General features: G+C 43.6%; 22 protein-coding genes. 11 read left to right on the top strand and 11 right to left on the bottom strand.

Annotated elements, in window-relative coordinates; genetic code table 11:
* Together Q7V21_RS07790 and Q7V21_RS07785 are read left to right on the top strand one after the other, a co-directional pair.
* A partial coding sequence (locus Q7V21_RS07790; RefSeq protein WP_304916740.1) for a PQQ-dependent dehydrogenase, methanol/ethanol family occupies positions 1 to 1546 on the top strand: 1546 nt, incomplete at its 5' end.
* A 137-nt stretch (positions 1547 to 1683) separates the two neighbouring features.
* Positions 1684 to 2553: a quinoprotein dehydrogenase-associated putative ABC transporter substrate-binding protein gene (locus tag Q7V21_RS07785; protein ID WP_304916739.1), complete on the top strand. Its 870-nt coding sequence runs from the start codon at positions 1684 to 1686 to the stop codon at positions 2551 to 2553.
* 39 nt (positions 2554 to 2592) lie between these two features.
* Here Q7V21_RS07785 and Q7V21_RS07780 read toward each other — a convergent pair whose 3' ends face one another.
* On the bottom strand, positions 2593 to 2925 hold the full coding sequence (locus Q7V21_RS07780; protein WP_304916738.1) for a DUF302 domain-containing protein: 333 nt from the start codon (positions 2923 to 2925) through the stop codon (positions 2593 to 2595).
* A 204-nt stretch (positions 2926 to 3129) separates the two neighbouring features.
* On the opposite strand from Q7V21_RS07780, the gene Q7V21_RS07775 reads away from it, so the two are divergent.
* From Q7V21_RS07775 to Q7V21_RS07765, 3 genes are read left to right on the top strand one after another with little or no spacing between them, the layout of a single operon-like run.
* Positions 3130 to 3813 carry a hypothetical protein gene (locus Q7V21_RS07775; protein ID WP_304916737.1) on the top strand — a complete coding sequence of 228 codons (684 nt, stop codon included), beginning with the start codon at positions 3130 to 3132 and terminating at the stop codon, positions 3811 to 3813.
* 55 nt (positions 3814 to 3868) lie between these two features.
* Positions 3869 to 5326: a HAMP domain-containing sensor histidine kinase gene (locus Q7V21_RS07770; RefSeq protein WP_304916736.1), complete on the top strand. Its 1458-nt coding sequence runs from the start codon at positions 3869 to 3871 to the stop codon at positions 5324 to 5326.
* 11 nt (positions 5327 to 5337) lie between these two features.
* Positions 5338 to 6714, top strand: coding sequence for a sigma-54 dependent transcriptional regulator (locus tag Q7V21_RS07765; protein ID WP_304916735.1), 1377 nt, complete (start codon positions 5338 to 5340; stop codon positions 6712 to 6714).
* A 1-nt stretch (position 6715) separates the two neighbouring features.
* Here Q7V21_RS07765 and Q7V21_RS07760 read toward each other — a convergent pair whose 3' ends face one another.
* The 6 genes from Q7V21_RS07760 to Q7V21_RS07735 form a co-directional block, all read right to left on the bottom strand.
* Positions 6716 to 7120, bottom strand: coding sequence for a ClpXP protease specificity-enhancing factor (locus tag Q7V21_RS07760; protein WP_304916734.1), 405 nt, complete (start codon positions 7118 to 7120; stop codon positions 6716 to 6718).
* The gene (locus Q7V21_RS07755) at positions 7120 to 7740 is read right to left on the bottom strand and encodes a glutathione S-transferase N-terminal domain-containing protein (protein WP_304916733.1); all 621 of its coding nucleotides are present in this window, start codon (positions 7738 to 7740) and stop codon (positions 7120 to 7122) included. The genes Q7V21_RS07760 and Q7V21_RS07755 overlap by 1 nt, the downstream gene beginning before the upstream one ends.
* Positions 7741 to 7775: 35 nt before the next feature.
* Positions 7776 to 8486: a cytochrome c1 gene (locus Q7V21_RS07750; RefSeq protein ID WP_304916732.1), complete on the bottom strand. Its 711-nt coding sequence runs from the start codon at positions 8484 to 8486 to the stop codon at positions 7776 to 7778.
* Entirely contained in the window at positions 8483 to 9688 is a 1206-nt protein-coding gene (locus Q7V21_RS07745) for a cytochrome b N-terminal domain-containing protein (protein ID WP_304916746.1), read from the bottom strand. Before Q7V21_RS07745 ends, Q7V21_RS07750 begins: the two co-directional genes overlap by 4 nt.
* 5 nt (positions 9689 to 9693) lie before the next feature.
* Positions 9694 to 10290: a ubiquinol-cytochrome c reductase iron-sulfur subunit gene (gene petA / locus Q7V21_RS07740; protein WP_304916745.1), complete on the bottom strand. Its 597-nt coding sequence runs from the start codon at positions 10288 to 10290 to the stop codon at positions 9694 to 9696.
* 164 nt (positions 10291 to 10454) lie between these two features.
* Positions 10455 to 10901 (bottom strand): plastocyanin/azurin family copper-binding protein, encoded by a 447-nt coding sequence (locus tag Q7V21_RS07735; RefSeq protein WP_304916731.1) that lies wholly within the window; start codon positions 10899 to 10901, stop codon positions 10455 to 10457.
* Positions 10902 to 11534: 633 nt separating this feature from the next.
* Between Q7V21_RS07735 and Q7V21_RS07730 the strand changes: the two genes are divergently transcribed.
* From Q7V21_RS07730 to mutT, 6 genes are all read left to right on the top strand, one after another.
* Positions 11535 to 11801: an FmdB family zinc ribbon protein gene (locus Q7V21_RS07730; RefSeq protein ID WP_304916730.1), complete on the top strand. Its 267-nt coding sequence runs from the start codon at positions 11535 to 11537 to the stop codon at positions 11799 to 11801.
* Between the two features lie 8 nt (positions 11802 to 11809).
* A complete protein-coding gene (locus Q7V21_RS07725; RefSeq protein WP_304916729.1) occupies positions 11810 to 12442 on the top strand; it encodes a DUF502 domain-containing protein in 633 nt (210 codons plus the stop codon).
* A gap of 72 nt (positions 12443 to 12514) precedes the next feature.
* The gene (gene aspS / locus Q7V21_RS07720; RefSeq protein ID WP_304916728.1) at positions 12515 to 14299 is read left to right on the top strand and encodes an aspartate--tRNA ligase; all 1785 of its coding nucleotides are present in this window, start codon (positions 12515 to 12517) and stop codon (positions 14297 to 14299) included.
* Positions 14300 to 14335: 36 nt separating this feature from the next.
* Complete coding sequence (gene nadA / locus Q7V21_RS07715; RefSeq protein WP_304916727.1) at positions 14336 to 15448, top strand: quinolinate synthase NadA; 1113 nt, start codon at positions 14336 to 14338, stop codon at positions 15446 to 15448.
* Positions 15449 to 15463: 15 nt separating this feature from the next.
* On the top strand, positions 15464 to 15652 hold the full coding sequence (locus tag Q7V21_RS07710; RefSeq protein WP_304916726.1) for a zinc-finger domain-containing protein: 189 nt from the start codon (positions 15464 to 15466) through the stop codon (positions 15650 to 15652).
* Positions 15649 to 16050, top strand: a complete 402-nt coding sequence (mutT, locus tag Q7V21_RS07705; RefSeq protein ID WP_304916725.1) for an 8-oxo-dGTP diphosphatase MutT — start codon at positions 15649 to 15651, stop codon at positions 16048 to 16050. Before Q7V21_RS07710 ends, mutT begins: the two co-directional genes overlap by 4 nt.
* On the opposite strand, the gene yacG is transcribed toward mutT, so the two are convergent.
* The 4 genes from yacG to Q7V21_RS07685 are packed head-to-tail and all read right to left on the bottom strand — an operon-like array spanning position 16047 to position 18529.
* A complete protein-coding gene (gene yacG, locus Q7V21_RS07700; RefSeq protein WP_304916724.1) occupies positions 16047 to 16232 on the bottom strand; it encodes a DNA gyrase inhibitor YacG in 186 nt (61 codons plus the stop codon). The genes mutT and yacG overlap by 4 nt on opposite strands.
* 2 nt (positions 16233 to 16234) lie before the next feature.
* Positions 16235 to 17005 carry a cell division protein ZapD gene (gene zapD / locus Q7V21_RS07695; RefSeq protein WP_304916723.1) on the bottom strand — a complete coding sequence of 257 codons (771 nt, stop codon included), beginning with the start codon at positions 17003 to 17005 and terminating at the stop codon, positions 16235 to 16237.
* A 26-nt stretch (positions 17006 to 17031) separates the two neighbouring features.
* Positions 17032 to 17658 carry a dephospho-CoA kinase gene (gene coaE / locus Q7V21_RS07690; RefSeq protein WP_304916722.1) on the bottom strand — a complete coding sequence of 209 codons (627 nt, stop codon included), beginning with the start codon at positions 17656 to 17658 and terminating at the stop codon, positions 17032 to 17034.
* Between the two features lies 1 nt (position 17659).
* On the bottom strand, positions 17660 to 18529 hold the full coding sequence (locus Q7V21_RS07685; RefSeq protein ID WP_304916721.1) for an A24 family peptidase: 870 nt from the start codon (positions 18527 to 18529) through the stop codon (positions 17660 to 17662).
* Positions 18530 to 18531: the final 2 nt, after the last annotated feature.

Genomic DNA, 18531 nt, shown 5'->3' with positions numbered 1-18531 from the left:
TTTGGTCATGGACGGCACTATGTACGTTCATACAGCGTTCCCAAACATCGTTTTTGCTCTTGACCTGAACAACGATGGCGCCATCATCTGGAAATATGAGCCAAAACAAAACTACGATGAAACTGTACCAGTCATGTGCTGCGATACCGTTAACCGTGGTCTGTCTTATGGCGATGGCAAAATCTTCCTGAACCAAGCTGATACAACACTTGTTGCATTAGATATGAAAACGGGTGAAGTCGTTTGGTCTGACAAACGTGATGATCCAAAAGTTGGCGCAACCAGCACAGCGGCTGCTCACGTATTTAAAGACAAAGTCATCGTTGGTATCTCAGGCGGTGAATTTGGTGTTCGTGGTTATGTTCAAGCTTATGACTTCGACGGTAACGTGAAGTACAAAGCGTACAGTGTTGGTCCTGACGATGAAATGTTAGTTGACCCAGAAAAAACCATGTCTATGCTGAAACCAGTTGGCAAAGATTCTTCATTGAAATCTTGGCAGGGTGATCAGTGGAAAATCGGTGGTGGTACAACTTGGGGTTGGTATTCTTATGACCCTGACCTGAACCAGTTCTACTATGGTACAGGTAACCCATCTACTTGGAACCCAGTACAACGTCCAGGCGACAACAAATGGACAATGACACTGTTTGGTCGTGATTTAGACACCGGTATGGCGAAATGGGTTTACCAAATGACGCCTTACGATGAGTGGGACTACGATGGTGTTAACGAAAACATCCTGGTAGACCAAAAAATCAAAGGCAAAATGCGTAAAATGTTAGTGCATTTTGACCGTAACGGTTTTGCATACACCATGGATCGTGAAACAGGTGAATTGTTGGTTGCTGAAAAGTTTGATCCAGCAGTTAACTGGTCTAACGGCGTTAACCTGAAAACTGGTTTACATGATCGTGTAGCGAAATACTCTACCGCTCGTAACGGTGAAGACGTCAACACCACTGGTATCTGCCCAGCAGCATTGGGTACAAAAGATCAACAGCCAGCGGCATTCTCACCACGCACTGGTCTGTTCTATGTACCTACCAACCATGTTTGCATGGACTACGAACCATTCGAAGTTGAATACGTAGCTGGTCAACCATACGTTGGTGCAACATTAAGCATGTACCCACCTGAAGGCAGCACGCATTTAGGTAACTTCATTGCTTGGGATGCTCGTGAAGGTAAAATCGTCTGGTCAAACCCAGAGCGCTTCTCAGTCTGGTCAGGTGCGTTAGCAACTGCCTCTGATGTTGTGTTCTACGGCACACTGGAAGGTTTCCTGAAAGCAGTTGATGCTCAATCAGGTCGTGAACTGTGGAGATTCAAAACAGCATCAGGCATTATCGGTAACGTTAATACCTACAAACACAACAACAAACAGTATATTTCAGTACTGTCTGGTGTAGGTGGTTGGGCTGGTATCGGTATGGCTATCCCAAGTTTGGAAAGTGATTCAGACGGTCTGGGCGCAGTTGGTGCATATCGTGCACTGTCTAGCTGGACTAACCTGGGTGGTATTCTGAGCGTATTTAGCTTGTAAGACCATTAAGTGTATTAAAAAATATACTTAAGTTAGACTAAAAAACCCGGTATCTTAAAAAGATGCCGGGTTTTTTTTTGAACAAAAACGGCATATGAAGTGTCACACTTATTCCCATAAGAAATAAGGAAGAGAGAATGATAAAGCTACAGAAAATGGCAATCCTGGCATCTGCATTACTGGGTGCATCGTTTGCAGTCAATGCAGAAAATTTGAAACCATTACCCGGACAAGAAGTATTAAGGGTCTGCGCTGATCCGCACAATATGCCGTATTCAAATAAAAACAAGGAAGGTTTTGACAATAAAATTGCTGAACTGTTAGGTAAAGAATTAGGAATTCCAGTCGAATATTACTGGTTCCCGCAACGAATCGGCTTTGCCCGAAACACCATTCAGAAAGAACATCCTGAACGTACCGGCTATATGTGTGATTTAGCCATGAGCGTTCCTGAAGATGGTGGTCCGATGATGGCTACAAAACCCTATTTCAGCTCTATTGAAGTTATCGCTTACCGTAGTGGTGAAGGCTATGAAATCACTAAATTAGCTGATCTCAAAGAAGTCGATGCCAAACATGGCCCATTAAAAATCGGTTTATTTGATCGAGCCGTAGCTACCAAACCTATTATAGATATGGGCTTGGCAGACAGAATTCAGTATTACCAATTGATGAGTGGCGATGTGAATGCCAGCGGTGGTCGTGCAATACAAGATCTGGCCGCCGGTAAAATTGATGTGATTCCTATGTGGGGGCCGGTTGCCGGTTATGAAGCCTCGATTTCAGAGGTACCGATTACGGTTCACCCGTTAAATGAATTAGGTCAGGCACATGTCTTTAGTTTCAGTATGGGAACCCGCCGTACCAATAAGGCCTGGAATGCTTTGTTAAATGAGTTTATTGATAAACATCAGGATGAGATCACTGCAATCATTGCTGAATATAATCTTCCTTCATTGGAGAACGTCAGTCCGACTCCGGCAAAACGTGCACATAAAGATGATTAATCAGTAAGTAGATAAGTTCTAAAGTTGAATCAATGGAGGCTACAAAACAGTAGCCTCCATTATTTTTATCAGGTTATCGTTAATTTTTGCTGCAAATTCTGCCTGTCTTTTATCAGATACTTTTTCATCCATTAGCCTTGTTCCAATAATGACGCCTGCATGACTTTCACGAACGGTAATGATGCAAGGCATATCATTAATCAATTGTTCGTTAATCAGCATCATTTCTTTGGCGTAAGTGATATTGCAAAAGCTAATGACAATGGACAGCGGAAAATCCGAATCACCGCGTTCCCGGATCGCTGAACCGATTTCACTTTTGTGAATAATGCGGTAGTTATATTCCGAAATGGCTATATCCAGATTTTCCAAGGTTTCCTGGTAAGTATATGGACTATTTTTTTCAATTATTCGGTTAGTATTCGTGGGCTGACATGCGATAATAAAAAACATACTGGAAATCAAAATTCCAGGAATCTTTAAATGATCAATTAGAGTCATAAACATATAAAAATAATAATGTTGAAATATAAGTAAAAGCATAACACCTATAAAAAAATCGTGAGGTAACAAACAGTGAGAAGCAACCAATACGTCGTGTTTTTGCTCGGATTAATGCTGCTGATAAGTGGTAAAGCATTTGCAGCACCGGGCATGTCGGAAATTAATAACGAGTTATTTGATAAATCCCACCTAAAAAATATTGATCAGCCGGGCGTGCTGAAGTATGAGTTTTCTAAAACCAGCTTTGTCGATGGTGATTACAACGATACGATTGATGTCATCGTCAAAAATATTCGTAATACCGGCCGGGCAGACACCTATTTTGAATTTTTTACCGGTCCAAACAAACGTCCTTATGAGGAACGCCTGGATCAACGTGGCAATAGTGTATTTGTATTGTTTCTTGAATATGATGTTCATGAAATGAAACGTTTAACCGGTGGCGAATGGCGTTATTTCCAAAGATTGATTCGTTGGTCGTTTGCTGAAGGTGCAGAAAAAAAACAGGTTGAAGTAGATTATAACGGTGACAAAGTGAAGGCTTGGCAATATACCGTGCAGCCTTACATTAAAGATCCGAAGAATGATCGTTATAAATTGTATTCATCCAAATACTATATTTTTACGTTATCTGAAGAAATTCCTGGTGAGATTTATGAAATAAAAACCGTGGTTCCAGATGGTAAAACCTGGAAAGAAGGCGAACCGGTATTGGTAGAAGAAAAAATTACCTTTACTGGTTTTGAACCAGAATAAAGCCAACTACGTTGATGACTAAATTTAAAACGGGCCTTAGAGCCCGTTTTTTTAAATGAAAAGACTTTTTAAAAAACTGCAAACCATTCAAGGCGCTTTACGCTTCCATGAGCTGAGCTTCGTGGTCTTGATCGTCATGACGGCATTAATGAGTTTTAACTGGGCTTTCGCCTGGCAAAAAAGTTCACAGGAATCTTTACGCTTAAGCTCGATGAATACCCATGTACAGCATCTTCGGGGGGATTTGTATCGTCAGCTTAAAGAAGTGTTCGACGTGGTGTTTTTAAACGATGTGCTTGCGATTGATGAGTATTATCAATTTCGCAATCAAATTGACGGCTATTTATTACGATTGAAAGCGTTGGCACATTCACCTACAGAAGAAATTCTGATTGTTAGAATCGAATATGCCTACAACAAGTTTTATCAGGAAACCAGCCGCTTTCTTGATATAGAAGAGCTTAGTAAAGAAGACAAACTTTGGCTGGATGAACAGCTCGAAGAGCAAACCTTTCGTCAGTTGGAAATGGTTTTCAGTGATATCGAAAATTATTTGCGACAACAGCAATTGCAATTAACCGCCTCTGATGAACGCATGTTTGGCAAAATGATCATCAGTGAAGCGTTGCCGATCATTCTGGCGTTGATTTTACTGAGTATCTCCAAATGGTTTGTCCGTCGGAATATGCTGGCACCGCTTAGAAATGTAACTAAGGGCGCTAAAATTATCAGTACTGGTGACTTCAAACACCATATTCCCTTAAAAGGTTTGGAGGAATTACAGCGGTTATCTCAAGCCATCAATACCATGGCTGATGAACTGGCGAGCAGCCGTGATCAATTAATCGAAACCAAAAAACAAGCTGCACTGGGCGAGTTGGTCCCGTTGGTGGCGCACAATATACGTAACCCATTGGCAGGTATCAGAGCGGCTGCACAAGTATCCATTGAAGAGGCAAATGAGGAAAGCCGAGTTGTGCTGCAGGATATTATTGTTGCCGTCGATAGACTGGAAAACTGGGTAACGTCCTTATTGATGTATTTACATCCTTTAAAGCCGCATTTGATTCACGTTACGCTGACAGAACTAACGGATAATGCATTATCGCTGATAGAGTTACAGCTAAAAGAAAAGTCTATTCAATTACAACGTCATGGCTGGCAAAGCACGGCTCGTTCACTCAATATAGATAATAATCTGATGGAGCAGGCCATTTTTAACTTGATTCAAAATGCGATCGAGGCATCTCCGGCAAACTCAACGATTGATATCCACTATTGGGAAAGTGCAGAGCAAGTGGGATTGCATATCGATGATCAAGGGACTGGATTTACCAAAATATCACCAGTGAAAACCAGTCAATTACATAAAAAACTGAATTATGGCCTGGGTATTCCATTTGCTCAGAAGGTTATCAAACAGCATCAGGGCCAATTAGCTTTTGAAACAAATTTGCAAGGTGGGGCGAGGGTTTCACTGACATTAAAGACCATTGATGAGCAGACTTTTTAATAGGACGTTATATGCTTAATTTTTTACTCATAGAAGATGAAAGCCTGTTTGCAAAATCGGTTAAACGCAGACTTGAACGTGAAGGCCATCAAGCCAAAATCGCAGATAACATCAGCACCGGACAAAAACTGTTACAGAGTGAATCGCCAGATATTTTGCTGTTGGATGTCAGACTTCCCGATGGCAACGGTTTAGATTTATTAGCCGAAATTCGTGCTAAGGGTCATCCATTACAAAGTCTCCCTGTGATTGTGATGACCGCTTATGGTGAGCTGGAAGACGCTGTCAGTGCCATGAAATTTGGTGCGTCAGACTATCTTAAAAAACCCGTCGATCTTGATGAGCTCATGCTGACAATTGATAAGGTGGAGCGTAATCATGCCATTAAACGTCAGTTACAGTTCGCCGAACAACGTGCCCAAAAAACGCATCAGCAGATAAATCTTATCGGCAGTAGTCAGCAAATCATGGCTATTCGGGAGCAGGCGAAACAACTTTCAGAATTGATGGATAAAAATAAAGATACCACTCCTGTGGTATTAATTACCGGTGAAACTGGTAGTGGTAAAGGGGTCTTAGCGCGATATTTCCATCAAATCAGTCAGCGAAATGATCGGCCATTTGTACATGTTGATTGTGCCGCTTTACCGGAGGACTCGGTTGAAGCTGAGTTATTCGGACAGGAAAGTATTGCCATAGATGCCACACTTAAAGCCCGTCCTGGGCTTATTGAGGTTGCTGAAGACGGCATTTTGTTTCTGGATGAAATTGCTGAGTTATCACTGTCTACCCAGACGAAACTGCTTAATGTCATTGAAAGACGTCAACTGCGCAGGTTGGGCTCAACCAAAGAAATACCCGTAAATTCCCATGTTATTGTTTCAACCAATCGCGATTTACATCAACTAGTTGCTGCAGGTGAATTTCGTGCGGACCTGTATTTTCGCCTGAATGTTGTCGAGATAGAGCTTCCCCCATTAAGAGAGCGACAGCAGGATATTGCCGAGTTGGCGCAGTTTTTTATCGAGCAATTTGCCAAACGGTATGCTGTCGAACAGCCCCGACTGGCTTATGAAGCCATGCGGCAAATGCAGCAATATGAATGGCCAGGCAATATAAGAGAGCTGGAAAATGTGCTTGAACGCGCCGTTATGCTTTGTCAGCAAAGTGTGATTGAATTTAGTGATTTATCATTAAGGCCATTCACCAATGGTGATAATAATGAACAATCTTTATCAGAAATAGAAAAAATGACCATGGACGAGGTGGAGAAATATTTATTGGAGAATGCGTTAAACCGTAGTTCCGGTAATGTTTCCCGGGCTGCAAGGCAGCTTGGTTTGACCCGCATGGCCATGCGCTATCGCATGGAAAAATATAAGCTTTAAATTACTTAACTAATTTTAAACTGGGTTTGCCGCCAGTGATTTTTGTGACCGACTTAGATGGTTCCGTTGATGCTGGGGGCGGTGTTGGCGGTTCTTCTTCAGGAAAGAACATTCCCTCATTATTTTCCTTACCGTAAATTGCCTGAATGGCGATCACCGGAATGAATAAATCCATTGCTTTACCTGAAAATCTCGCCGAAAAGCTGACCCAATCATTATCCATATTCAGGCCATTTATAGCGTCAGGCGCAAGATTAAGCACAATACGAGCATCGCGAATATATTGTTCTGGAACCACCACTCCTTCATGATTGGTATTGACCAATAAATAGGGTGTGCATTGATTGTCGAGCAACCACTGGTAAATGGCTCTGATGAGATAAGGTCGTTGTGAAGACATGCTCATTAACGCATTCCCCTCTCCGCTGAACTTAAGCTGGCCTGAAAAGTGTCTCTATTAAATATTTTTTGTGCGTAACGTTCAACTGCTTTTGCTGAGTCAGGTAATTTTATGCCTAATTGTGGTAAACGCCACAATAGCGGCGCAATATAGCAATCAATCAGCGAAAACTCATCACTCATCAGAAAATCATTCTGTTCAAATAAGGGAGCCAGAACGGTTAGATCTTCACGTAAAGTCTTTTTGGCTTTAGTTGCCGGAGACTTATCCTTACCGATTAATTGAGGCCACAATGAAAACCAGTCGGTTTCCAGGCGATGTAACATCAGTCGCATTTGAGCTCTGGCGCCGGGATCATTAGGCATTAAAGACGGGTGCGGAAATCGTTCATCAAGATATTCCATAATGATCCGTGACTGGAAAATCACAATATCCCGGTCAAACAGGGTAGGGCCTTGAGCGTATGGATTTGCTGAAGCCACTTCTTCCGGCCAGTGACCATCAGCCAGTTCTATCAACTGACATTCAATTTGTTTTTCTTGTACAACGATACGGGCTTGGTGGCTGAATGGACATTGTACGTCTGAGTACAATGTCATCAGCGGTTTACGATTACGTGTTGTCATTTTGGCAATACTGCTTATATTTTTGGAATGTAGCGTTAGTGAACGTCTTTCCAGTAAGCTTTTTTCAGTGCCAATGCGATAACAAAGAAGATAGCAAGATAGAGTAAAACCCACTTACCTAATGCTAAACGCTGTAATTTGGATGGTTCACTGATATAGGCAAGAAAGTTGACCAGATCTCGGCTCATCATATCGTATTGACGAGGTGTCAGTGCGCCTTCTTTAACAACGCTTAAATGACCGGCATCATCAATCTTTTGATATCCCTGCTGCTCCCATAATACATGGGGCATACCTACGTCTTTAAAAGCAAGATTGTTGGTACCCATTGGGCGGGTTTCATCTGAATAGAAGGTCCGCAAATAGGTATAAAGCCAATCAGTTCCTCGCGCTCGTGCAATGACTGATAAATCGGGAGGTACCACACCAAACCAACGTTTAGCGTCTTCAGGACGCATGGCAATTTGCATGGTTTCCCCGATTTTATCGGTAGTAAACATCAAATTTTCGATAACCTGCTCATCGGTTAAGCCTAAATCTTTTGCCATGCGGTTATAACGCATCAGAGATGCGCCATGACAGCTCAGACAATAATTCATGAAGGTATGGGCGCCACGTTGTAAAGACGCTTTATCATTCAGGTTAAGATCGACTTTATCCAGTTTTGATGACGGGCCCGCAGCAAAGGCGAAAGTCGAGAACAGACTGAATATTGAAACGAGAGCAGCAAAAGTCAGATTTCTCATTTGTATGTCACCCTTTCTGGCACTGGTTTATCTTTATCGAATTTGGTGTAAATAGGCATCAGGATAAAGAAAGCAAAATACAGAACTGTAAAGATCTGTGCCAGCAAAGTATAAAGCGACGTTGCCGGCTGAGTTCCTAAGTAGCCTAACGCTAAAAAGCTGATAACAAATACGACTAGAGCGGTACGGAAATATGGACCTCTGTAGCGAATTGAACGGGTTTTGCTGCGATCCAGCCATGGCAGCAAGAACAGCATGACAATAGCCAGGCCCATCGCTATAACACCAAACAGCTTATCCGGTACGGCACGCAAAATGGCATAAAACGGCGTGAAGTACCACAAAGGTACAATATGTTCCGGTGTTTTTAACGGATCAGCCGGAATAAAGTTGTCTCTTTCTAAGAACCAGCCACCGAATTCAGGTAGATAGAACAGTACCAGTGAGAAGATAAACAGGAATACCACCACACCGACAAGATCTTTCACTGTGTAGTAAGGGTGGAACGGAATACCATCTAATGGTTTACCGTTTTCGTCTTTATGTTTTTTGATTTCGACACCATCAGGATTGTTGGAGCCAACTTCATGTAACGCCAAGATATGAGCAACTACTAAACCCAATAAGACGATAGGTAAAGCAATTACGTGCATGGCAAAAAAGCGATTTAATGTGGCATCGGCAACAACGTAGTCACCACGAATCCATAAGGCCAGGTCTTCACCTATAACAGGTAAAGCACCAAATAGAGAGATGATTACCTGAGCACCCCAATAGGACATTTGACCCCAAGGTAGCAAATAACCCATAAAGGCTTCAGCCATCAGCACGACATACAGCAGCATGCCGAAGATCCAGATCAGTTCACGTGGTTGCTTATAGGAACCGTACATCAAACCACGGAACATATGTAAGTAAATAACCACGAAGAAGGCGGAAGCCCCGGTGGAGTGCAGGTACCGAATTAGCCAGCCCCACTCAACGTCTCGCATAATATATTCAACCGAAGCAAAAGCGAGTTCTGCATCCGGTTTATAGTTCATGGTTAAAAAGATGCCGGTAATAATCTGTAAAACCAGAATCAATAAAGCCAGAGAACCAAAGAAATACCAAAAGTTAAAGTTTTTCGGTGCGTAGTATTCTGAAAGGTGTTCCTTCCACATTTTAGTCGCTGGAAAGCGAGCATCAATCCAATCCATCATCGACATTATGCGGCTCCTTTGGCGTCTTCACCAACGATGACTATGTTGTCACCCTGGAAATGGTAAGGGGGCACTTCAAGATTGGTTGGGGCTGGAACACCCTGATAAACACGCCCAGCTAAATCAAAACGAGAACCGTGACAAGGACAGAAAAATCCGCCTTTCCAGTTGGCTCCTAGATCATTTGGTGCGATTTCAGGGCGATAGGTTGGTGAACAACCTAAATGTGTACAGATACCCACCATAACCATGACATCTTTACGGATAGAACGCGTTTCGTTCTTAGCATAGTCAGGTTGCTGGGTTTGTTCACTTTGCGGATCACGCAGCTCATTATTCAATGAGGTGAGCGTGTTTAATACTTCTTCGGTGCGACGGAAAATCCAAACCGGTTTGCCGCGCCACTCGATGGTCAAGAGCTGACCTTCTTCAAGCTGGCTGATATCAATTTGCACTGGTGCGCCAGCAGCTTCGGCTTTAGCACTTGGCGCAATTGATGATACAAATGGGATGGCAACAGCCACCATACCCGCACCGCCTACTACACTAGCGGCGGCCGTTAAAAACCGTCTTTTGCCAGTATCTATAGAGTCGCTCATCAGATGAATATCCCCTGATATGTTATTTAATGTGAATCCAGCAGAGCATCAATGTCTCGGGATTGCTGAGATAAAACCAGTAAATTTTAGCATAGCAAGGAATGTTTTGGATCAAAAAAGCCCGCATTTTAGTGCGGGCTTTTAGGGGAGCTGATGTAGCTGGTAAATTACTCAGCTGCAGCTTGTTCTACTTTCTTAACTAAACGGCGTAAGGCACCTTTAGGATTTGAGTCTACAATGGCTTGCAGATTGGTAGGTTCGCCAACAATGATTGCGCCGCCCATACCTGCACCCCAATGTGGGTCACATTTGTAGAGGTAAACACCTTCTACAGTTAATGGTTTTGTTTGATAGTTTTCACCCATTTGTGAGATGAAACCTTCAGCGCCTTCAGGAATGAATTCTTGTTGGCCGCTTCCATCAGTAAAAGTAGTGTTGACCAAATGACCATTCATTTGTTGCCAAGAAACAGTGTCGCCCGGAGCGATTTTGACAACCAAAGGATCAAAGGCAGTCAAACTAGCGTTAACAACGTGATTCTCAGCCATTGCAGCAGCAGAAAATAAAGATGCTGCGCCAATTACTGCTGTCAACAATGATTTACCATATTTCATGAATATATCCTCTCTTTATTGAGTTATTTGCCTCAGTGCGGTGCCAGTCTCCCACAATGAACCTGAACACACACTGAACGCACTTAGCTACGTGATTTAACACGCAATTTTCTTGGCAATACCAGCACAAAAACGGCCAACTATACTGGCTGTTTATGGGATATGTCCATGCTAATTTGTAAATTTGTGTCAAATAACACAATGTCTTTTTCACGGGGAATGGCTTGACAAGTGCCTGAAATCTATAGGGTTGATAGCATGGCTGAAGGTAATTGGGAATTTAATTTTTCATGCTCATTCGCCGCATTGATTTGGGGAGATGGGGCAACTACCAATATATGAATGGCTGTTTTTTTTCTTGGAGCGATAAGACAACTTTAACCAAACGGTAATCGGTTTTTGTAACAGTTGATTGTTGCAAGTTAGTAAAACAGCAGTAATTTTTGGCCTGTAGCGGACTTAAGAAATACTCATAGTGAGACGTTAAGCAATTATAGAATCAAGAGTAAAAATGCCACAGACCGAAATAGTAATTTTTCGGTATAATCGAAAGGTTTAAAAGCTTGAAACTATTTTTTATTGCCGCATTTATAACCAGCGTTGTTTTTTGATTCATCTTTAGGGAGTAACCTCATGCCGTTTTATGAATATCGCTGTGATGCCTGTAATCATAACTTTGAAGCGCTACAAAAGATTAGTGATGATGCGCTGGTCGATTGTCCGGCCTGCCAACAACCCGCTTTGAAAAAACTGATTTCAGCCGCTGGTTTCCGGCTGAAAGGGCAGGGCTGGTATGAAACAGATTTTAAATCGGGTTCAAAGCGTAACCTAGCAGACAGTGGCTCGTCAGATAGCGCGCCTTCTGCAGGCCATACCTGTGGAACAGGATGCAGCCATTAGTGATTTAAATGCGTAAATATCTTATTGCAGGCCTGTTGGTCTGGATGCCCCTCGGTATTACTTTTTTAGTAGTCAGGGCTATTGTTGGCTTTTTAGATAAAAGCTTGGTGTTGTTACCAGATGCTTTTCAGCCAGATAGGTTGTTCGGTTTTAATATACCAGGCTTGGGAGTGGTCTTGGCGGTTGCACTGGTATTAGTCACCGGCATGATAATGGCCAACTTGCTGGGCCGTAGACTAGTAGCTTTTTGGGAGTCCCAGCTTGCGCGGATCCCGCTGGTCAGAACAATTTATTCTGCGATAAAGCAGATCATGGAAGCGGTGCTGGCCACAGATGGCAAATCGTTTCGCAAAGTATTATTGGTTGAGTATCCGCGTAAAGGTGTATGGAGTCTGGCGTTTATGACTTCAGATGATCTAGGTGAGGTGCAGGATAAGACTGCTGCCAATGTTATCAGTGTCTTTATTCCGACCACACCTAATCCGACATCTGGATTTGTGTTGATGGTGCCGGAATCGGACGTGATTGAATTGGATATGTCAGTGGAAGAAGGGCTGAAAATGATTATTTCGATGGGTGTAGTGGTGCCAAACTCAGAAGCCTATCGAAGAAAAGTCCAGGCCCAGCAAAGCGTAGAATAAAAAATCTCGGATATCCTTTGTGATAATGAAGGATGTAGTGTTGAACAGTATTTTTGGAATGTTGGAATAATTATGCGTAGCCATTACTGCGGCGATGTAAACGAAACTTTAATTGAACAGACGGTAACGGTGGCAGGTTGGATGCATCGTCGCCGGGATCATGGTGGAGTCATTTTTATTGATTTGCGCGACCGTGAAGGTCTGGTGCAAATCGTCTGTAATCCGGAAGATGCCGAGAGCTTTGCCATCGCTGAAAAGGTTCGTAGTGAATACGTGTTGCAGATTGAAGGTGTGGTTAATCCACGTCCTGCGGGCAGTGAAAACAGCGATCTAAAAAGCGGTAAAATCGAAATTATCGCTAAGCGAGTGACTATTCTGAATAGCTCTGAAACACCGCCATTTCCATTGACCGAACAAGCTGAAGTCAATGAAGATATTCGCTTGCGTCATCGTTATATAGACTTGCGTCGCCCTGAAATGCTGCAGAAGCTGCGCTTTCGTTCACAAATTATCCGTCAGTTACGTCAATACCTTGATAATCACGGCTTTATGGATATCGAAACGCCTATCCTGACCAAAGCTACACCGGAAGGTGCCCGTGATTATCTGGTGCCGAGTCGTACCCATCCAGGTGACTTTTTTGCATTACCACAGTCTCCGCAGTTATTTAAACAGCTGCTGATGGTTGCTGGTATGGATCGCTATTATCAAGTGGTTCGTTGCTTCCGTGATGAAGATTTACGTGCTGATCGTCAGCCGGAATTTACCCAATTGGATATTGAAACCTCTTTTGTTGAAGAAGAGGATTTAATGCAGTTGATGGAAGAAATGATCCGCGATCTGTTTGCCAATGTTTTAGAACAGGCATTGCCGAATCCATTCCCGAGAATGACCTATGCAGATGCCATGGATCGTTTCGGTAGCGATAAACCGGATCTGCGTATTCCTCTGGAATTGGTTGATGTCAGTGATTTGATGCAAGGGGTTGATTTCAAAGTCTTCTCAGCTCCGGCAAACGATGATAACGGTCGTGTAGCCGCTTTACGTATTCCGGGTGGTAATTCATTAAGCCGTAAGGAAATTGATGATTACACCAAGTTTGTCAGTATCTACGGTGCCAAAGGTCTGGCATATATTAAAGTCAATGATCTTGCTGCTGGTCGTGAAGGCTTGCAATCACCGATTCTGAAATTCCTGCCAGATGACGTGGTGGAAGCGATTCTGCAAAGAACCGCTGCCGAAACCGGCGATTTGGTTTTCTTCGGTGCAGATAAAGCTTCTATTGTGAATGAATCATTAGGCGCTCTGCGTGTCAAAATTGGCCATGATCTGAATATGGTTGAACAGGGCTGGCGTCCATTATGGGTAGTTGAGTTCCCGATGTTTGAGTGGGATGACAAAACGCAACGTTGGTATGCGTTGCATCATCCGTTTACCGCGCCGCGGGAATCAGATATTGATTTATTAAGCAACGATCCGGGTAAATGCCTGTCCCGTGCTTATGACATGGTATTAAATGGTACTGAGTTGGGCGGTGGTTCAATTCGTATTCATAAAACTGATGTGCAGCAGAAAGTATTTGAAATGCTGGGTATTGCTGCCGAGGAAGCAGAAGAGAAATTTGGCTTCCTGCTGCAGGCATTGAAATATGGTTGCCCTCCACACGGTGGTTTGGCATTTGGCTTGGACCGTCTGGCAATGCTGATGACCGGCTCGTCATCGATTCGTGATGTGATGGCCTTCCCGAAAACCCAGTCAGCGGCCTGTTTGTTAACCAATGCGCCAAGCCCTGTCAGTGATGAGCAGTTGAAAGAATTGAACATTCGTCTGCGTAAAGTGCCAACAGCAGAAGCCTGAGTAAAACGGCAAAATCGGATTTAAGAGGAAAGCGAAGTGGCTACAAAACTAGCAACAACGGCAATCCCGTTTGAACAATATTTCTCAATTGATGATGAGGCTTGCGATCAACGAATTGCTGCCGCTAAACAAAAGTTGGGCGATGATTTGGTGATTTTAGGTCATCATTACCAACGTAATGAAGTGTTCAAACATGCTGATTTTTCTGGTGATTCGTTAAAACTGTCACGCAATGCTGCTGAATCAGATGCGCAATACATTGTGTTCTGCGGCGTGCATTTTATGGCAGAGGTAGCGGATATCCTTTCCCGTCCTGACCAAATCGCGATTTTACCGGATATGGCGGCAGGTTGTTCGATGGCTGATATGGCCAATCGCGTCAATGTCGATCGCGCCTGGCAGGAAATGAGCGAAGTGCTGGATCCTGATGAAATGGTCACGCCGATCACTTACATCAATTCAGCAGCTGATCTGAAGTCTTTCTGCGGCAAACATGGCGGCATTGTCTGTACTTCAACTAATGCGCCTCATGTATTGGATTGGGCATTTGCTCAGCGTGAAAAAGTATTGTTTTTCCCTGATCAGCATTTAGGTCGGAATACCGGCTACAAAATGGGCATTCCACTGGAAGAAATGGTGGTGTGGGATTTTGATAAACCACTCGGTGGCTTGACGCCTGAAGCATTGAAAAAAGCCAAAATTATTTTGTGGAAAGGCTTTTGCTCAGTGCATCAGATGTTCCAGCCGCAGCAGATTGATAATTTTCTGGAAAAATATCCGGAAACCAAAGTTATCTCACATCCGGAATGCAGTTTCGAAGTCTGTCAGAAATCGGATTATGTCGGTTCTACTGAATATATTGTGAACACCATTTCCAACAGTGAACCTAACACTCGCTGGCTGGTGGGTACCGAATTGAATCTGGTAAATCGTTTGCATGAACGTTTCCAGGATCAAGGAAAGTCAGTGCATTTCATGTCACCGACGGTATGCATGTGTTCGACCATGTTCCGCGTGGATCCTCAGCATCTATTATGGGTATTGGAAAATTTGGTGGAAGGCCATGTCGTCAATCAGGTATCAGTGGATCCGGTGACTGCCAAGGAAGCTAAATTGGCGTTGGATCGGATGCTCGCTTTACCGATTTGATAGGGATAATGCGTTATGTCAGAGATTAAACCAGCCTGCACACAGCGACGTTATGAAGTGACCCAAAACGATTTACCCATCAGCTGCCCAATGCCGGATATGCCGGCATGGAATGCCCACCCGCGGGTGTATCTTGAAATCAAAAGCCATGGTGAAGTGCTGTGTCCGTACTGTGGCACTTTATATGTACTGAAAAACACATGAAACAACGTTTGCAAGTAGCTGTGGCTATCATTTTCAACTCCGAACAACAGGTATTAATAGCCCGCCGTCATAAACATCAGCATCAAGGCGATCGTTGGGAGTTTCCGGGCGGGAAGCGGGAAGCGAATGAAAGCCGTTTTCAGGCATTACAACGTGAAATCGAAGAAGAGGTTGGATTACTTGTGCATCAAGCTGAACCATTGATGCAGGTTGTTCATGATTATGCTGAGTTAGAAGTTGAACTGGATGTCTGGACCGTTTCAGAATTTAGCGGCGAAGCAACAGGCAAAGAAGGACAGCCACTGGAATGGTGTGCATTAGCTGATTTGAATGGCAAAGAGTTTCCTGCAGCGAATGTGGAAATAATCGAGCGGTTAACTAGTCTTTATGCAGTTTAGTGGAATGAATTGGGTTCATCTTCAGGATCAATAACCGGCTCACCGGGGATACGATGATTTCCAGCAGCCCATTCTCCCAAATCAATTAATTTGCAGCGCTCACAGCAGAACGGTTTCCATTTATTCTCATCAGTCCATTCCACTTTACGTCCGCATTGTGGACAATTCACTTTCAAAACCATAATTACATCGTGCAGCAGCTAAGCTGAAAATCAGCATCTTCATTGATTTGTTGGGGACGTTGATTAATATCAAACGTCATAAAGCGCACCGTGAAGCGGTGTTTACCACCACTGATTTCAGGGTAGTAGGGAGTAGAAGCCGGTATACGAACCCGGATCAACTGGGTTGGCAGGTTGCTATCAAGACTACGCTGAAAAAAACCTTTCTCGGCCTGAGCATCGGTGAAACCAGCACTGCCGCGGATCAACTGTAAAGTAATATTTATCGCGCCGCGAATAGCCACAAACTGTTCTAACCAGTAATTTAACTGTTGCTGGCGTTGTTCGACCGATGAATGCTGTAACCAGTAATGATAAGCAGGTAAATCAAAATCACAGGTGCCGCCGGCAATGCTTGAGCGCTGGCGAATGCTGTACAGAAATTCGTTTTCTTTTAATACCTGGCCGATAGCTGATTTGCGAATTTGCAAAGCGTCTAGTGTCTGATCCAGCTCTGCCAGCAAGGCATCCAGAGTCTCTTTGTCGACGCCCGGCGAGTTTTCCAAAGCAGATAGATTGGTAATCAGACGTTCGACTTCTTTAGTGACTTCGGATTTCATGTCACCACGCTCAAATACCAGCAACATACTCAGCATGGCATCAATGGCTTCACGATGACTCATTTCATCATCATGCTGCATCGCATAATCCACTCGCGCCAGCAGAAACTCCAAGCGCAAGAACGTTCTTATGCGTTCATTTAATGGTTGTTCGTATGTGATAATGTCAGACATAGTGTTTTTATCATTTCGTCATAAGGTCAGCATTTTGACCTGGATTCGTGTTCTGCTGCCTCAGCCAACTGACAATATAACGCATGCAGTTGTGTGACCTGAAATTTCAATTTCTCAATTCCATTGCTATTGTCGATGATATCGTCAGCATATTGCAATCGTTGTGCGCGGTTTGATTGAGCAGCGAGATGTTGAGAGGCTTCATCTGCCGATAACTTATCGCGATTTTGCAGTCGAAGCATCTGTGTTTCACTATCCACATCCACCACTAAAATACGATCTACACAGGGTTGTAAATTAGCTTCGATCAATAATGGGATGCTCAAAATACAGTAGCGGCTTTTGGCTTTAGCTGCTTGGTGTAAAAGCTGTTGGCGAATCGCGGGATGCAGGATCTGCTCGAGTTGCTGTTTTGCTTCGCTGTCAGAAAACAGCAGTTTGCGTAATGCGGGACGATTTAATTGTCCATCTGTAAGTACATAATCGCTTCCGAAATACTCAATAATTGCCTGATATTGTGCCGTACCGGGTTGAGACAGCTCACGGGCAATAACATCAGCATCGATAACATCAACACCGTTGTTTTCAAACAATTGCGATACGGTAGATTTGCCTGAAGCGATTCCACCGGTTAGGCCAATCCGAAATACCATTTCAGTTTAACCCGCTCCAGTTCAGATAGCCGCGAGTGAGGCTATCACCGCAAACTAATGCCAACCAGCCCGCAGCAGCAAGATACGGCCCAAATGGAATGGGGTTATCCCGATGTTGTTGTTTTAATAAAATCAGACTGATGCCAACTATGGCACCCACGAGAGAGGATAATAAAATGATCATTGGCAAAGCCTGCCAACCCATCCATGCTCCCAGGGCGGCTAACAGCTTAAAATCACCATAGCCCATGCCTTCCTTACCGGTGACCAAACGAAATGCGTGATAGACCAGCCAGAGTGCAAGATAACCAGCGATAGCACCAATAACTGCCGAATTAATATCGGTGTAAACCTCAAACAGATTAAATATCAGACCCAGCCACAATAATGGCAGCGTAATACTGTCCGGGAGTAGCTGATGATCGGCATCAATAAAGGTTAAAGCCACTAAGGCCCACGTTAACAATAAGGCACCGCATACTGCAGCTCCAAAACCAAAATACCAGGCAACAATGGCGGAAAGAACAGCGGTAAATAATTCTATTAAAGGATAACGTTTGGAGATTGGAGCTTGGCATTGCTTGCAACGACCTCTAAGCACCAGATAACTGATCACTGGAATATTTTCCAAAGCAGTAATAGCGTGACCACAATGTGGGCAGCGGGAGCGTGGTTTACTTAAGGTGAGTGGTTCTGTTTCCGGGCTGGTATCCCCAATCAAATCCTGACATTGCTGAGCCCATTCGCGCTGCATCATCAGTGGCAATCGATGAATCACCACATTGAGAAAGCTACCGACCAATAAGCCCAGAATAAAAATACTGGCAATAAAAAAGGTGCTGGAGGTTTCCAGCAAATAGATGAGCGACATAA

Source organism: Methylophaga sp. (genome assembly GCF_030651745.1).
Note: the sequence above shows the minus strand (reverse complement) of the source record. Positions and strands in the feature narration are given on the sequence as shown.

Coding starts and splice junctions, on each gene's coding strand:
- Q7V21_RS07755 (WP_304916733.1), bottom strand. CDS start 7,740: ATGACAACACGTAATCGTAAACCGCTGATGACATTGTACTCAGACGTA.
- coaE (WP_304916722.1), bottom strand. CDS start 17,658: ATGGTATTTCGGATTGGCCTAACCGGTGGAATCGCTTCAGGCAAATCT.
- Q7V21_RS07745 (WP_304916746.1), bottom strand. CDS start 9,688: ATGATGGATTGGATTGATGCTCGCTTTCCAGCGACTAAAATGTGGAAG.
- zapD (WP_304916723.1), bottom strand. CDS start 17,005: ATGTCTGACATTATCACATACGAACAACCATTAAATGAACGCATAAGA.
- Q7V21_RS07730 (WP_304916730.1), top strand. CDS start 11,535: ATGCCGTTTTATGAATATCGCTGTGATGCCTGTAATCATAACTTTGAA.
- Q7V21_RS07735 (WP_304916731.1), bottom strand. CDS start 10,901: ATGAAATATGGTAAATCATTGTTGACAGCAGTAATTGGCGCAGCATCT.
- Q7V21_RS07765 (WP_304916735.1), top strand. CDS start 5,338: ATGCTTAATTTTTTACTCATAGAAGATGAAAGCCTGTTTGCAAAATCG.
- Q7V21_RS07685 (WP_304916721.1), bottom strand. CDS start 18,529: ATGTCGCTCATCTATTTGCTGGAAACCTCCAGCACCTTTTTTATTGCC.
- mutT (WP_304916725.1), top strand. CDS start 15,649: ATGAAACAACGTTTGCAAGTAGCTGTGGCTATCATTTTCAACTCCGAA.
- Q7V21_RS07785 (WP_304916739.1), top strand. CDS start 1,684: ATGATAAAGCTACAGAAAATGGCAATCCTGGCATCTGCATTACTGGGT.
- Q7V21_RS07725 (WP_304916729.1), top strand. CDS start 11,810: ATGCGTAAATATCTTATTGCAGGCCTGTTGGTCTGGATGCCCCTCGGT.
- Q7V21_RS07710 (WP_304916726.1), top strand. CDS start 15,464: ATGTCAGAGATTAAACCAGCCTGCACACAGCGACGTTATGAAGTGACC.
- Q7V21_RS07760 (WP_304916734.1), bottom strand. CDS start 7,120: ATGAGCATGTCTTCACAACGACCTTATCTCATCAGAGCCATTTACCAG.
- yacG (WP_304916724.1), bottom strand. CDS start 16,232: ATGGTTTTGAAAGTGAATTGTCCACAATGCGGACGTAAAGTGGAATGG.
- aspS (WP_304916728.1), top strand. CDS start 12,515: ATGCGTAGCCATTACTGCGGCGATGTAAACGAAACTTTAATTGAACAG.
- Q7V21_RS07750 (WP_304916732.1), bottom strand. CDS start 8,486: ATGAGAAATCTGACTTTTGCTGCTCTCGTTTCAATATTCAGTCTGTTC.
- Q7V21_RS07770 (WP_304916736.1), top strand. CDS start 3,869: ATGAAAAGACTTTTTAAAAAACTGCAAACCATTCAAGGCGCTTTACGC.